Annotated in this window: 13 protein-coding genes and 1 pseudogene; 8 read left to right on the top strand and 6 right to left on the bottom strand. The window is 56.0% G+C overall.

Annotated features, from left to right (window positions below; translation table 11 throughout):
- Positions 1 to 233: 233 nt before the first annotated feature.
- Positions 234 to 590, bottom strand: coding sequence for a hypothetical protein (locus tag C8K66_RS14900; RefSeq protein WP_132849946.1), 357 nt, complete (start codon positions 588 to 590; stop codon positions 234 to 236).
- A 353-nt stretch (positions 591 to 943) separates the two neighbouring features.
- Between C8K66_RS14900 and C8K66_RS14895 the strand changes: the two genes are divergently transcribed.
- From C8K66_RS14895 to C8K66_RS14885, 3 genes are all read left to right on the top strand, one after another.
- Entirely contained in the window at positions 944 to 1,732 is a 789-nt protein-coding gene (locus C8K66_RS14895) for a hypothetical protein (protein ID WP_108525220.1), read from the top strand.
- An 863-nt stretch (positions 1,733 to 2,595) separates the two neighbouring features.
- Positions 2,596 to 3,012 (top strand): hypothetical protein, encoded by a 417-nt coding sequence (locus C8K66_RS14890; RefSeq protein WP_017844470.1) that lies wholly within the window; start codon positions 2,596 to 2,598, stop codon positions 3,010 to 3,012.
- A 15-nt stretch (positions 3,013 to 3,027) separates the two neighbouring features.
- A complete protein-coding gene (locus tag C8K66_RS14885) occupies positions 3,028 to 3,516 on the top strand; it encodes a hypothetical protein (protein WP_017844471.1) in 489 nt (162 codons plus the stop codon).
- A gap of 150 nt (positions 3,517 to 3,666) precedes the next feature.
- Here the strand turns inward: C8K66_RS14885 and C8K66_RS14880 are convergent, their stop codons facing one another.
- Both C8K66_RS14880 and C8K66_RS14870 read right to left on the bottom strand, forming a co-directional pair.
- On the bottom strand, positions 3,667 to 4,608 hold the full coding sequence (locus tag C8K66_RS14880) for a DHH family phosphoesterase (protein ID WP_046384788.1): 942 nt from the start codon (positions 4,606 to 4,608) through the stop codon (positions 3,667 to 3,669).
- Positions 4,609 to 5,039: 431 nt separating this feature from the next.
- Positions 5,040 to 6,041: a zinc-dependent alcohol dehydrogenase family protein gene (locus C8K66_RS14870; RefSeq protein WP_046384790.1), complete on the bottom strand. Its 1,002-nt coding sequence runs from the start codon at positions 6,039 to 6,041 to the stop codon at positions 5,040 to 5,042.
- Between the two features lie 109 nt (positions 6,042 to 6,150).
- Between C8K66_RS14870 and C8K66_RS14865 the strand changes: the two genes are divergently transcribed.
- Entirely contained in the window at positions 6,151 to 7,029 is an 879-nt protein-coding gene (locus C8K66_RS14865) for a LysR family transcriptional regulator (RefSeq protein WP_108525216.1), read from the top strand.
- A 64-nt stretch (positions 7,030 to 7,093) separates the two neighbouring features.
- Here the strand turns inward: C8K66_RS14865 and C8K66_RS14860 are convergent, their stop codons facing one another.
- Positions 7,094 to 7,918, bottom strand: a complete 825-nt coding sequence (locus C8K66_RS14860; protein ID WP_102618047.1) for an AraC family transcriptional regulator — start codon at positions 7,916 to 7,918, stop codon at positions 7,094 to 7,096.
- Positions 7,919 to 8,047: 129 nt separating this feature from the next.
- Between C8K66_RS14860 and C8K66_RS14855 the strand changes: the two genes are divergently transcribed.
- The 4 genes and pseudogenes from C8K66_RS14855 (at position 8,048) to C8K66_RS31635 (ending at position 12,130) form a co-directional block, all read left to right on the top strand.
- Positions 8,048 to 8,566, top strand: coding sequence for a carboxymuconolactone decarboxylase family protein (locus C8K66_RS14855; RefSeq protein ID WP_057005654.1), 519 nt, complete (start codon positions 8,048 to 8,050; stop codon positions 8,564 to 8,566).
- Positions 8,567 to 8,872: 306 nt separating this feature from the next.
- Entirely contained in the window at positions 8,873 to 10,027 is a 1,155-nt protein-coding gene (locus tag C8K66_RS14850; protein WP_108525214.1) for a Fic family protein, read from the top strand.
- A gap of 228 nt (positions 10,028 to 10,255) precedes the next feature.
- Positions 10,256 to 11,272, top strand: a pseudogene (locus C8K66_RS31640) (cache domain-containing protein); the annotation flags it as partial.
- A 63-nt stretch (positions 11,273 to 11,335) separates the two neighbouring features.
- The gene (locus C8K66_RS31635) at positions 11,336 to 12,130 is read left to right on the top strand and encodes a methyl-accepting chemotaxis protein (RefSeq protein WP_371928141.1); all 795 of its coding nucleotides are present in this window, start codon (positions 11,336 to 11,338) and stop codon (positions 12,128 to 12,130) included.
- 104 nt (positions 12,131 to 12,234) lie between these two features.
- On the opposite strand, the gene C8K66_RS14840 is transcribed toward C8K66_RS31635, so the two are convergent.
- A complete protein-coding gene (locus C8K66_RS14840; RefSeq protein ID WP_108525210.1) occupies positions 12,235 to 13,587 on the bottom strand; it encodes an OprD family porin in 1,353 nt (450 codons plus the stop codon).
- 352 nt (positions 13,588 to 13,939) lie between these two features.
- Complete coding sequence (locus C8K66_RS14835; protein ID WP_108525208.1) at positions 13,940 to 15,271, bottom strand: ABC transporter substrate-binding protein; 1,332 nt, start codon at positions 15,269 to 15,271, stop codon at positions 13,940 to 13,942.
- Positions 15,272 to 15,277 lie beyond the last annotated feature (6 nt).

Below are 15,277 nucleotides of genomic sequence, written 5' to 3'. Positions count from 1 at the left end.
CAGGCCTGAAATTTGCGTAGGAACGCGATTTTAGTTCTGGTTCTGACCGTCAAACCTGGACTAAAGCTTTTTTACACAGCCTCGGCCGAAGGCGGTCGTTCGTGGATGGTTGTTTTCGACCAATAGCTGTCGGTAAGCATTGGCCAAAGTTTGCCGGCTGTCGCCTGTCGCTAAGGTCAGTAAACGACTCTGTCCAAATTACACAGACCTTTCAACAGCTTTAACCGCGATGCTCACGCGATGAGAGGTGGCGGTAACTGCACCGCCTCGAAAAGTGAAATTTCCTCCCAGGTTATGCGGTTACCGCTCGGTAGATTGACTGCTTCTCCGGTAATGATGCTCTCGGAGAAAGCTCGCACCACAGACTCATTGACGCTTCGATTCAAAACCCTTTGCTCATCCCAAGCCCTGTACCAAATCCCCCCAAGATGCTGCCAGACGATCAAGCTCACATTGACGGTGTAGAAGGCGCCAATGGGACGCCCCAAGTCTTGAGCTCGATGACCAAACACTCGATGGATCGCGGCAGTTAAAGGCAACAGTACACCTTGCACATTGCGCCGATGAACTGTTACAGGTCTATATGGCATTTTCGACTCCATAAGCCGAGATTCAGTATACGAGCGTTATAACTGAATCTTGGTTGAGCGGCAGGGATGCTTCGTGCGATGCAAGATGCCCCCCCCGTTGCTCCACGACCAGTCTGGTTTTCAGTTTAGACTGCGGAGCGCGATTGGTAAGGACTGCCTTCTGGCCAGAAGCAATAAGGCTAGCTTATTGCGCTCCCCCAGCGTCCAAATGAACAACACCTTGATCTGTTTGTATTGTGTTTTTTTTGAGCATAGCTTTAAATAGCAGTTTGATATCATTGACCAAATAAATTTCTGATATACAAAAGCGTAGCTACTGCGTGTCTATACTTAAAGGGTTTTAGGATCACTAAATGCTTTGGATAATAGCTGGCGGGTATACGGTATTAGTGGGTGCGATCGCTTACGCGGTATACCAGCTAAAATTGATTAGCGTAATATTGGACAATCAGCCCAAGATCATCGAAAACGAGGCGTTTCTTAAACATTATTCGCTTCAGATAAAAATCAACAAGTTTCTGGAAAAAATTTGGCCCGGAGTCAAGCGCGCTAGGCTTTCAGGCGTGTCGAGCGCGGTTTATAAAATAGTTAATATTGTGTTTCTATTTCTGCTATTACTTCAGTTCTTCTTTTCCGATTTCTTGGCGCCTGCAGCCCCGGCAATGTTTCTTTCATTGGTTTTTTTGGCCGCTACCGGAAACGCTCTTCAAGATCAAAAAAGAAGTGCGGAGACCAATAAAAATATTTTACTGCCATTCTCAATGCTTTTTCCTTTGTTCATAGCCTACCACATTGACACGTCAGAAAAATTGCTAAAAATGAAAGCCGTGCTTGCTGCCCAAGCCATAGGGTACGAAGCTACGTTGGCGTCATTAACTATAGGGCTGGGTCTATTTTGCTACTTCGGTCTAAACATCATTGAACGCTTCCAGCGAGTCATTGTCGTTTGGATATTGAATAGAGCGCTGATTCTATCTCAGAACATGGTTCTGGTTGGCGTTAATCCAACTATGCCCGAAGAAAAGGAAATGCGGGCAATAGCGAAAGAGGCGATAGTGGTTACAGCCAAGAACATGGTTATTTTTGGATTTGTGATCAGCACATTGGTGGGTTGTGTCAGGTACATAATCGATCATCTTTGATTAAAGTTCATGCACGCAAATCAAAAACGCTCAGACGGGCGCGACTATCTTGCATACGACCTTCAAGTGGTTGGCGTCTCCGCCCAACCTTATGCACCCGCTATCTCTTATAATCAGCCGGTTATCTCGGTATTCCCAGCATGAGCTGCCGCTTTGGATGCGTTCTCAACTGCTGATGGTAGAACTCCCGTCCCTGCACAGATCCAATGCGTGACATGTACCTGGTTCTACAACAATCGAACTTCCTCGCTCCCCAGTAAAATGCCATTCAATTCATGTTTTAGACACCACGAGTACTGACTGCATTTCCATTCCATTGACATGACTCATCCAACACCGTTTTACGGCTGCGATATCAACTCTTCGAGCGATTGCAGCCATTCATAGTGGCTCGCAAGGGGTGGAAAGCAGAACGAGTTGAAGGTCCGCTTTTGGCCGATTTCTACCTGTCGCGATCGACAGAAGTTAGCCATCAATCCCCAGTGACTAACCCAGAACCTCGACAGCCATGCACTGACCCGCCGAGGAGCGGGCGCAAGGTCATCGCCAGCCGTTTCGGCATTGAGGTTGCCATGCCTGCAATCTCGAGAACCTTGTATTCCGCGGTTTCGCCAAGCCGTCCCAAGGCGATTTGAGGCTGCTGTCGCGGCAGTTATTTCGAATGGCTCTACTGCTAATAGCGTAATGGCAAGTTGCCTTTATTTGCTTTGTCTATCCTCCCACTCGCCTGACCGAGATGCTTTGCCAAGGTCCTCGCGACCACAAGGCTCAAGGTGGTTCGGCACCACGCCTGCAGGTAAGCGTGTGGGGTCGACATAGGGCACGCCCGACGCTTGCGTCGAAACCTTACAAGGAGTTCTCTCATGGCAATTCCTACCACCAGTTGTGACGTCCAGGTGCAAATCTGGGTCGACGACAATGCAGTGACCAATGGCTCCACCGCTGGGGTCTATCTGGTCGATAACCGTATCTCTGCTGGCACCACCCACGAAGGCACCGCCAACCTGAATACTGCTGCGTCCAAAGGCAGCAATGTCTGCTGGCAAGTGTTCCTGATCAATCCCAAGTCGACCTCGCAGGTCTCCATTGCCGCCTTCGGTAACTCGAGCGCCTGGGGCTTCAGTGGCCAGCCGCAAACCGCTTCGGATAACGCGAGCGCGTACACCGGCACCGTGCAGAACGCAGGTACTGCGTCCTACCCGGTATCCCTCAACGTACAGGTGGCGGGCGGCTCCGGTATCACCGTGAAGCTCAACCCCAGCGTGACTGTCTCTGCCTAAGGAAGGAGCACGACAATGAGTGGCCAAAAAAGTACTGCCCAGGTGTGGACGGCTGATTCGCAGGTGCTTGCCGGCATCGCCAATCCGCAAACCGCAATCACCATTGCCATCGATACCGCATATGTACTCGGCACTGGTGGCGGGAACATTTCCACCGGTGTGTACATGTTCGACAATCGTCTGAGCAATGACAGCAGCGGCGAAGGAACGCTGGAACTGCGCACCCACTGCAACATCGGGGACTACCTCGGCTTCGAGGTGGTTCCGATCGATCCGAACGCTGGCGACACGGTGTCCATCACCGGCTTCCAAATTTCCCAGGGCAGTGTGTTCGGCAGCGATGGCTACCCGATGCAAGTCGGTGCCGCGGGTAACTATTGGGTGGGCCTGGCTCGCAACGCATCGTCTCAGACCACCTACCAGATCCAGGTCAAGGTGACCTCTGGAGGGCTTCGGCCATCGACACGTTTCATCCAATGGGACCCCTACATTGGTACGAACTGATTAGCTGAACCCGCGGAAGGAGCGTGGCTCCTTCCGTCCCCTTCCCCTAATAGCCCCTAGTTCCCAGACACCTTTGAATGGCGTCTTTTGGCGGTGGATTCAAGCAGTTACGGCAGGCAGAAAACAGCCAGAAACAGCCCTTCGACGTGGCTACAAAACCAGAGGGGGTTTACTCATAACCGAGATGCGCTCCAAGCCCAGCTTCAACAGTTCCTTACGTAGCAGCGCGCGCTCAAGCACAGCCATTCCGGCATGCCATTCGATCGACAGCAATTGGCTCAACTTTTGTTGACTGACCAAGGGCTCAGCCAGAAAGTAGCTTCTGCACTCGCGGATGCTGATGACGTTCAACAGCCAGTCGCCACCCTGCGCCGCCAACCAGTGACCGATCGTTGAACGATGCGTTCGGATCAGCGCACTGGCATCCCACACCGCCATCTGCGCAAAAACCTGCGGCAGGTTGCTATCGGCTTTCAGCCGCTTCATATCCACCGCCAATGCGCCAATCAGGTCCGACTCGATAGTGGCTTGGCACTCGGCGAAATACCGCTCAGGCCAGTCCGCTTCCAGTTTCGCCCGCTGTGCGAGGACTTCATAAGCCCGAATATCCGATTGGGTGGTCAACTGCCCGGTGAAATTCAGGGTGTTGTCCAGAATCGCCGTGGCCAGCAACACCGCACTTTTTTTGCTGATCAGCGGCAACAGCTCTGCCGACTCCCAACGCTGAAAAATCAGAGTCGCCGCTGCGCCGATCGGCAGGATGTCCGCCGCAGATCCGAGCTTCTGCGCCCAATAGTTTTCAAAGCCTGGGTGATGGTCAATGACCTCCACCACCTGTTCAAGCACCACCGCCGGGTCGAAATGTTGGTAGTCGGAGACATCCACCAACACGAACTCATCACCCGCCCTCGGCAGATAATCGTCCAGAGATGATTGCCATCCGAGCACGGTCTTGGAGATGCTGGCATTGAGCGGGGCGCTACTGACGGCCCGAGCATCAACGCCCTGGAGATTCAACAGCTCGGCGTACGCAATGCAACAGGCATACGCGTCGATGTCCAGGTAGGCCGAGCCTGAGGTCACCACCTTCATGACACGTGGGCCACAGCGTGGGTTGTCGAGACAGTCGAAGGCCGCTTCAGCGCTTGGGCGATCCCCTCCAGAAACCGCTCATACGCCAATTGACACGGTTCTTCGTCGATGGAAATGCGCAGCGTGGCCGCTGCTGCTTGCGACAGAATCTTCGTCAATACACTGGATGGGATTTTGCACCCGCCCCCACCACTCTCAGACTTATCCATGCGCTGACAAAACATCGACATTAAAATCAATTTTCCATATTTAAAACAGTGTATTAGCGCACTGAAACACTCGGTTTCGTCCTATTTTCCGGCGACCAAACTCGCATGGGTTCATTGCAAGAACATGACAAAATAAAGGCATTTTGAAGACCGGCGAATGTGAGTGCGTAATGCGGTATGAACCATTCACGGAGGGCTGCACACCGTTGAAGTCGTTGGGGACTATTCGCTCACCAAATGGATTACCGTCTTGCCCTTGCCGCGACCTTCCGCGACCTGGCGAAACGCTTCGTTGACTTCATTCAGTCCAAATGGCTGCTGATCTATCCGGATCGTCAGTTGCCCGGCATTTGCCAGCGCGGCGGCCTCGCGCAGGATAGCCCCGTGGTTTTCGCGCCCCTTGCCTGTGAGCAACGGCGTCAGAGTAAATACGCCCGAGTAGGTTGCGCTTTTAAACGACAGCGGCGCGAGGCTGTGCTGCCCCCAACCCAGGCAGCTCAGTACGTGCCCGGTATAAGGCTTCACTGCCTTGAACGCCGCATCCAGGGTGCTGCCTCCCACCGTGTCGTAGACGATGTCGAAACCTTCCCCCGCCGTATGCTGCTCGACATAGTCATCTACGCGCTGCGCACGGTAGTCAATAGCCGTTGCACCCAGTGAGCGAATGAAGTCGAGACTCGCCGCCGAACCGGTGGCATAGACTTCGGCACCGCGAGCCTTTGCCAGTTGCACAGCCACTTGGCCGACCCCGCCTGCGCCGCCATGAATCAGCACACGTTGACCTGCACGGACATTGGCGCGATCCACCAACCCTTCCCACGCAGTAATGAATACCAAAGGCAATGCGGCCGCCTCACGCATGTCGAGTCTGTGCGGCTTTAACGCGATCAGACGTGCATCCACAGCAATGTACTCGGCCATAGTGCCCTGGGCGCCGCCGATCCCGCCGGCCATACCGAAGACTTCCTGGCCAGGGGTGAAGCCTTCAACCGCCTCGCCCAGTCCGATGACCGTTCCGGCCAGGTCCAGGCCGAGTACTGCCGGCAGCGCCTGACGGGCGTGGGCGCCTGCGCCGATCGCGATCTTGGTATCGAGAGGATTGACCCCCGCGGCGTGAACCCTGATCAGGACCTGCCCTTTACCTGGAACAGGGCGAGCGATGTGGCGGACGGTCAGAGGGACCTGGGCAGATTCGGCGATAGCGGCAAGCATGGTGTGATTCATGACGCAAACCCTATGATTGAATGGACGCTTACAGGTTGCCGCGCTTTCATTGTTCCGATAAGAAACTGAATTTGCATATGACTTATTCCACAAAGAGGCCTAATTGCCGATGGACCTGTTCGACAACATGCACATCTTTGTACGCGTCGTGGAGCGCGGGTCGTTTTCTGCGGTAGCTCGAGAGCTGAACATGGGGCAGCCGGCAGTGAGCAAGCAGGTCCGCGCGCTGGAGCAGTATCTGGGCGGGCCATTGTTCGCCCGCAGCACCCGGCACCTGGCCCTGACCGACCAGGGCCAACGCTTCTACAGCCACTGCCAAGAAATTCTCGGCCACCTCGAAACCGCCACGCTTAGCTTTGCCTGCGGCCAGGAGCAGATCGCAGGTCCCCTGAGAGTAACGGCACCGGTCAGTTACGGGAGGTTGTGCATAGCGCCGCTGGTAGGGACTTTTCTGCAGCGCTATCCCGATGTCCGGATTGACCTGCGGCTGAGCGATTACAATGAAGACCTGCTCAAGGAAAACATCGACCTTGCGATCCGGATCGGGGCGGTCAAGAGCGAGGGATTGGTGGCAATGTCTCTGGGTACCAGCACGCGGCGGGTCTATGCCGCGCCCGCCTATCTGGATCTACACGGTCTGCCACGCGAGCCCGATGACCTGACAAGCCACAACTGCATCGGTTTCACGTTGCTGGAGCACTATGACACCTGGCACTTCAAGCACGGTGCAGGAGAGTTCGATGTGGCTATCAAAGGCAACGTCACCAGCAACAGCAGCGATGCCATCCGTGAAATGGTCCTCTGCGGCCTGGGCATTTCTCTTTCTCCAGAATGGCTGTTCGCAGCTGACGTCGAACAAGGCAACGTTCGTAGTGTGCTCAACGATTATCAGAACACCGCGCTGCCTGTAAGCGCCGTGTTCAGTCGTGAGCGGCGACATTCAGCGCGGACGATGGCGTTCATCGATTTTCTCCGGGCACACCTGTGAGGGTTTCCACACTGAGCCCAGGACCATGATCATTCCCGCGATTGCTCCACCAATCGGTTAGACGTCATCCCCTAGTGTGCTGGAGCCATTCCTTCGGGCTTGCACCAACTTTGCGCCGAAAAGTACGGGCTAACGCAGACGGACTTTCATAGCCAACCTCATCGGCAATCAACGCGATGGGGCGCCCTTCACGCAGGCGTTTCTGCGTCAAGCTGATTCGCCAGTTCGCCAGATAATCTGCCGGGGTACTACCCACCGTCTCGCGAAAGTGCGCAGCAAAGCTGGCGCGTGACATACCTGAGCGATCCGCCAACTCCGCCACGGACCAATTGCGCTGTGGTTCGTTGTGGATGCCTACGAGCGCGCGGGACAGCTGAGCATTAGCCAATCCGGCCATCATCCCTGACGCAATGCTACGACTGGCGATGAGGTGGCGAAGCAGTTGAATCACCATCAGCTCGAACAGACGATTGAGGATGACATCACGGCCACACTCGTCGCCGAAGGCTTCTTCAAATAGCCAGTCGAGGGTGCCACTCAGCCCCTGCAATTCACGAAGTGGCTTGATGATGAAGTCCGGTAAAGCCAGAGTCAGGGGATTATTCGCCCCGCCATCAAATTGCAAGGTTGCACAGACCAACTCCGCTTCATCTGCTTCGATCGCCAGCAACTGATGCTCCTGCGGGCGCACCGCCAGAATCAGGCTGGGCTCCGTCAACTCAATGAGCTGGCCGCGCTTGTCCCTTAGGGCCAGGCGTCCCGAACGCAGTAAATGTGCGTGTCCGAAACTGCCCTGCCCATAGAGGTTGGTTGTTCCGCAAAAACCACCCTGGTGAAACGTGGACGCATGCAGATTGAAGTGTTTAAGCAGTGTCGATAATCGGTCCATAGCTCGCTCAAATTTAGACGATCTGTTGCATAAGTTCGACGATCTGAATCCGAAAGGAAAGTCTGCCTCCCTAATATTGACACCAGGCTTGATCGACAAGCCGGCTAATCAATCTACTGGAGAATTACCATGACTCGTATCGCGGCTCTCTCGCTGGACCAAGCCCCTGCTGGCTCGCGCGCTGCTCTTGAAGGTATCCAAAAAGGTCTTGGGTTTATTCCCAACGTATTTAAAACCCTGGCTCACTCCCCGGCCGCATTGAGTGGTTACCAGAGCCTCGCTCAGGCCTTGGGTAAAACCTCACTGAGTGCCGTTGAGCGTGAGGTCGTTGCCCTCGCTGCGTCAGAGGTCAACGGTTGCGACTACTGCGTGGCCGCACATGCATTCTTTGGTGCCAAGGCTGGCTTGAGCGATGAGGCCGTTGGCAAAGCACGCATGGGCACACTCAGCGCGGTCGCGGCTCTGGCGCATCAAATCACCGAAAGCCGCGGACAATTGAGTGATGCCCAGATCACCGCAGCGCACAACGCCGGTCTTACCGATAGCAAGATCGTGGAGGTGGTGGCACAGATCACGCTGTTAACCCTGACCAACTATTTGAACAACATCGCCGCTACCGATATCGACTTCCCGCCATCGTCAAACTAACGGCTATTTCCGTAGCAGTTTCCAGCACCTGCAATACCAAGGTCAGCCCTTGTTGCTGACCTTGAAGGCCTGGCGGCGATTCATGACGCTCAAAGGCCCCATCAGTCAGACCTGCCGAAAGCACATCCTCGCCATGCCCTCCGCTAACCATCGAGATTTCTCACTTAATCATTGCTCATTTTTGAGTTAGCTTAAGCCTGAATTCAAGATAATGTTTAGCGCACTCTAAGCAAACACCCTTAATTACGGTAGCTTCCCTGATTTTTTTCAAGATAACCTTTCGGCCGGCTTGAGATATCTTTCCATATGCCTACATTTATCCATCACGACCTTGAGCTTCTCAATCCGTCCTTTGACTCGGACCTTGTCGATGTACTGAGCGAACTGGAGCATCTGCGTCGCCTAAGGCTTGAAGGTGATACGCCGCCGCAGGTGTTCTACCAACTCAAATCGCTTTTCCATGCACTGGAAAGCCTCGGTTCTGCCCGCATAGAAGGCAACCACACGACGTTGGCGGACTATATAGACAGCAAGGTCGAAGGTAAGGCCCAGGACACGGACCCGTTGCGCGAGGTGGCCAATATTGAAAAGGCGATGGACTACATTGAGCGGATCATGGCGCCCGGCGCAGCGCTGACCGAGCAGATGATTCGAGAGCTGCACGCGATGACCGTCGACGATCTGGTGCGTGAGGGCGACAAAACGCCCGGAGCCTATCGCAGTGGAGAGGTCAGAATATCTCAGTCTGATCACCAGCCTCCTGACTTCATCCACGTTCAAGCGTATATGCAGGAACTTGTCGCATTCGTGAATCACGAAGCCCCCCCGAAATACGACCTCATGAAGGTTGCGCTCGCTCACCATAGATTTGGATGGATACATCCATTCGGCAATGGCAATGGCCGCGTGGTCAGGCTGCTAACCTACGCACTCCTGATCAAGTATGGTTTCAACGTCAACGCCGGCGGCCGTGTCCTGAATCCTACGGCCGTATTCTGCAACGATCGTGAGCGCTATTACGCAATGCTTGCCACCGCCGACAAAGGAACAAAGGACGGACTGGAGGCGTGGTGTACCTACGTGCTGGAAGGGGTTCGTGAGGAGCTGGAGAAAGTCGATCGCCTCACAGACTACGCATACCTGACCAAATGCATACTCGTGCCTGCCGTGGCCTTCGCACGGGAACGCAAATGGATCACGGAGACAGAGGAAGCAGTGCTGTTGGCCGCAATAAAACTGAAGGTCGTAAAATCGGCAGATGTAGCAGCCGTACTCCCACAGCAGTCGAGCAATCAACGGACTTACCTGATCAAAAAGCTGGTGGACCAAGGGATGCTTCTACCGCTGAACGCCGGCGCGAGGCAGTACACGATCGGTTTTTCCAACAACTATCTCATTCGAGGTGTAATCAAGTCCCTCAGGGAGCAAGGCTTCATACCTGAGCCGCTGGAAAGACCCTGAGCATCGATTAAAAACCGAATGAGCGGAAATCCCCCGCCGCTGTGCAGCAGTCTATGACGCCCCTCAAGAAGCCCGCCTCCTGCGGGCTTTGTTGTTTCTGGCGGTCGCTCCTTGCCCCTTTACCTTCCTCCGTCGCAGTAATCGGGCTCTTCGCATCTCAAGGTTTACTCGGCTCCAGCCGATACGCTTCCACAGTCCCCGCAAAAGACCTAGCGAACTCAATACGCCATGAATAAAAGCCTTCGTTTCAGTCATAAAATTCTTTTGGCCGTGTCGCTGATAGTGATGCTCGCCTTCACCCTGTTCACGCTGTACAACGACTATCTACAACGCAATGCCACCCGCACCAGCCTGGAAAACTATTTGGCTGAAATGGGTGAGTCGACCTCCACCAATATTCGCAACCTGCTGGAGGGGCGGATCAATCTGGTGACGAACCTGGCGCAGAACATTGCCAGGGAGCCTGCCAACGCCGAGACGCTGATGGATGAAAGCGTCCTGACCTCAAATTTTCTCACCGACTACCTAGGCAAGGTCGACGGCAGCTTCAGTATTCGTCCGAACACCAAGATGCCCGATGGCTATGACCCGCGCTCCCGGGCTTGGTACAAGGACGGTATGAACGCCAGCGGCGCCATGCTGACTGAGCCTTATATCGATATGGCCACCAACAAGATGGTCATTGGTGTCATCAGCAAGGTTTCCAGCAACATCGGTGTGGTCGGCGGCGATCTGGCGCTGGATGGCCTGGTGGAAATCATCAACTCGTTGAACTTTGGCGGCATGGGCTATGCCTTCCTGGTCAACGATCAGGGCAAGATCCTGGTCCATCCGGACAAAGCGCTGGTGATGAAGTCGCTTTCGGATTTGTACCCTACACACACACCGAAACTTTCCGGCGAGCTGACCGAGGTCCAGTTCAACGGGCAAGCCCGCTTGCTGACCTTCGCACCGATCAAAGGTCTACCTTCCGCCAACTGGTACATCGGCCTGTCTATTGATAAAGACAAGGCTTACGCAACGCTGAGCAAGTTCCGCTATTCGGCGGTGATTGCCACCATCGTTGCGGTGGTCATCATCATCGTCCTGCTGAGTCTGCTGATCCGCGTATTGCTCCAACCGCTGCACGCGATGACCCGCGCAATGGAGGACATTGCCCAAGGCGAAGGTGACCTCACCAAACGCCTGGTCATCCACACGCATGACGAGTTCGGCATGCTGGGCAATGCGTTCAACCGTTTTGTCGAACGTATTCACACCTCGATCCGAGAGGTCTCGTCGGCGACCGAGCACGTCAACGAAGTGGCAATGCGCGTGGTCAGCGCCTCCAACTCATCCATGCTCAACTCCGACGAACAGGCTAGCCGAACCAACAGTGTGGCCGCCGCCATCAACGAACTGGGGGCCGCGGCTCAGGAAATAGCCCGTAATGCGGCTGAGGCCTCGCACCAGGCCAGCGACGCGCGCGGGATGGCCGAGCAGGGTCAGCAAGTGGTGGAGCGCAACATCGGTGCAATGAATCAGCTGTCGGAAATGCTCAGCGCCTCGAGTACGAATATCGAGTCGCTGAACAGCAAAACGGTGAATATCGGGCAGATCCTCGAAGTGATCACCAGCATCTCCCAGCAAACCAACCTGCTGGCGCTCAACGCGGCCATCGAAGCCGCCCGGGCGGGTGACGCCGGGCGTGGGTTTGCCGTGGTGGCCGATGAAGTGCGCAACCTGGCGCACCGCACCCAGGAGTCGGCGCAACAGGTGCAAACGATGATCGAGGAGCTGCAAGTCGGCGCCCGGGATTCGGTCAGCACCATGGGCGAAAGCCAGCGCCACAGCCTCGAAAGCGTAGAGATCGCCAACCAGGTCGGCGAACGCTTGAGCAGCGTGACCCAGCGCATCGGCGAGATCGATGGGATGAACCAGTCGGTCGCCACCGCCACCGAGGAGCAGACCTCGGTGGTGGAGTCGATCAACATGGACATCACCGAGATCAACACGCTCAATCAGGAAGGTGTGGAAAACCTGCAATCGACCCTGCGCGCCTGCGCCGACCTGGAACAGCAGGCGGCACGCTTGAAGCATCTGGTGGGCAGTTTCCGTATCTGACCGGTTCCAGGCACCGATCCATAGACGTCCACGGCCGCCTATGAATCCCCAAGAAGCCCGCCTCGCGCGGGCTTTTTGTTGCTGCCATGCCACCGATGGCGCGGTTACAGCATGCGCAAATCCAGCGGGTATTCGACGATGACCCGCAGCTCGTCAACGTTGGCGTCGTAGTTACCGAAATCGCCTCCCACCCGGTGCGTCGCTTGCAGTACTTGGAGCTTCAGGTCCTTTGCCGGGCCGCTCTGAACGATGTAGCTCGCCCAGAAATCACGCTCCCAGTGCTTGCCGTCACTGACGCTGTTGAACGCCGTGTAGCCGCCCGTTGCCCGCGTGCCATCAATGTTGTCACCACGCAGGTAACGGCCCGTGAGGCTGAGCCCCGGCAGCCCTAACCCGGCGAAGTCATAGGTATAACTGGCCTGCCAGGAGCGTTCGTTGGGGTTGTTGAAGTCCGACCATTGGGAAGCGTTGTCGAGTTCCAGGTCGTAGGTGTTCCACACATAGTCGAACGGCGAGTCACCGCGCACTTGCTCGTATGCCAGCAGAAAACGGTTGAATCCGACATTCAGCCCCAGGTGCGTGCTCCAGCTGTCGTTATCGATCTTACCCAGCAGGGCGTCGCCACTGTCACGGGTGCGATAGTAATTGAGCCCCGTATCCCAAGTGATGGTGGGGGTCAGCCGTTGCTTGAAGTCGACCCGGGCGAAGGACTGGTTCCAGACGTTATCCAGGCGGCTGGTGTGCAGTTTGAAACTCCAGTTGTCGTTGAAGCGATAATCCGCGCCGATGTACTGCACATTATCCGCCCCGGTCAAGCGACCACCGTAGACCGTGCCCAGGTCACCGCTATGGTTGACGCCGCTGCGATCGCTGGACGCCGTCAATTTGCCGCCCTCGATCTTCAAGCCGGCGATGGAGGTGTTGTCGAAGATCAGACCGGTCAGGGTTTGCGGCAACAGGCGGATATCACCGGCATGGAGTACCGGGCTGGTCGGGGACACATCGCCGTATTTGACCACCGTATCGAACGCCCGCACCTTGACCGCGCCACCGGCCTTGCCCCACTCATCCTTGGGCTCGCCGTTGTTATCGCCTTTGCGCGGAATCAACCCCGGCCCGCCGACACCGTTGCCCACCACGCCATCACCGCCGTCGAGCTTGACCCCGAACTGCCCGTAAACATCGACCCCGAACCCCACGGGGCCCTGGGTAAAGCCGGATTCGAAGCGCCCGATGACCGAATGGGCCCATTCCGCCCGGCGGCTCTGGCGCGCCCCCGTGTGTGGGTTGGTTGCACTGCTGCCATTACGGAAGTCCTGACTGAAATAGAAGTCCCGGTTGAGAATGTTCAAATGGCTATCTTCAATAAATCCATTTTCATTTTTATCACTGGCGGCCCATGAATAACCGGGCGCGGTAACGGCAAAAAACGCAGACAAAACAGCTACTTTACGCATGTTGTTCTCTTCAAACTGTTAAGGAGGGAGGGCGGCAAAAAATGCTGATCCTGCCTTAACATTCCGAAAATCATGCCAATACAATAAATACTTATATTTCAATTAGTTAAATAAAGTTATCCACTATTTATCGCATGTATTAATCCGCACTTTGCGCGCCCGCTGTTGCACTGCAAACACTTGGCACAAGTTGAACTTGTGCTGTCGCCTATACAAAAAAAAAAGGAAAGGCTTATGGCCTTTCCTTTGGGTTACGCCGCGCAAGGCGGGGATCGACTGTTCGTAGAAAACAACGACCCGCTCGCCCCCTCGACAAGGGAGGGTTGGCTTGCAGACTCTGGCTTAACGGACCTTATTGCTCCTGGCTGCAATTGCGCGGGCTGATGCCTTTTTCCTTGGCGTACTGGGCCGCGGAAGCCTCGATGATCGGCCGCAGCAACGCACGGTCGGCCTGGACCCAGTCGCTGATCAGGTTCCAGCGCTGGCCGTCCCATTGCTGAAAGCGCACCGCGCCGCCGCCTTCATGATCGGCGCACGACAACTTCAACGGTTGCACCAGGCCCTTGGCGCCCAATGCCTGCAACCGCGCATCGTCGAGGTTCAGGTGTTCGAAGCCCCAACGCACCTGCTCGCCGGTCAACGGCTTGGCGCCGTATTTGGCCTGCGCAAGGCGCACGGCTTCGACGTTGAGAATGCCGTTCACCACACCGAGGTTGTAGTACACCGTACCGAAACGCTTCGGATCGGCCAGGTTACCCTTGCCGGCGTCCACCACGCTTTGCTTGATGCCCTGCAGCACCGGGAAATCCGTCCCGGATGGGTGCGTGGTGATGGAAATGAAGCCCTTGGCGGCCGCGCCTGCCGGCACCACGTCCTCTTCCGAGTTGCTCCAGATGTTGCCGATGATGTGATCCACCGGGTAACCGACCTTTTGCGCCGACTTCAGCGCCACCGGATTCATCACCCCCCAACCGCGCAGGATCACCCAGTCCGGCTTGAGGCGACGGATATTGAGCCACTGCGATTGCTGCTCGTTGCCGGGGTGCGGCACTTCCAGCAGGGTCAGTTCGAAACCGGCGTTTTTCGCTAGGGTTTCCAAGACGCCATTGGTTTCCTTGCCATACGGCGAGCCGTGGTACAGCACGGCGATTTTCTTGCCTTTGAGTTTGTCCGCCCCACCTTCGCGCGTGCCGATGTAGTTGATGATTGCCGAGACTTCCGAATACGGGTTGAGCTGCAGCGGGAACACGTAAGGGAACACGCTACCGTCGGTGGAATCGGTGCGGCCGTGGTTGATGGTGATCAGCGGCAATTTGTCGGCCGTCGAACGGTCCAGCGTCGCGTAGGCGATGCCCACCGACAGCGGGTTGGTCGCGGCGGCTGGCGCGCCGTTGAGGCCGCCTTTGAGGCGCTCGTAGCATTCGACGCCCTTCTCCACCACGTACTCGGTTTCGCACTCGCTCCAGGTCAGCTTGACGCCGTTCACCCCACCCTTTGCGTTGATGTATTGCAGGTAGTCGATAAACCCGCCGAAGAAGCCGGTGCCACCGGCGGCGTAGGGGCCGACCCGATAGCTCTGCAAGGGGAAGTACTGTTCGTTGTCGGCGTGAGCGCCGGCACTGAGCCCGGCGGTGATCAAGGCCAGGCCCAATAGCAGGCGGCGCAGCGGTGTGCGGAGAGTCATGAAGGC

Source organism: Pseudomonas sp. GV105 (assembly GCF_003058185.1).
Taxonomy (GTDB): domain Bacteria; phylum Pseudomonadota; class Gammaproteobacteria; order Pseudomonadales; family Pseudomonadaceae; genus Aquipseudomonas; species Aquipseudomonas veronii.
The sequence above is the reverse complement of the archived record's forward strand: the minus strand, read 5'-3'. Positions and strand labels throughout refer to the sequence as shown.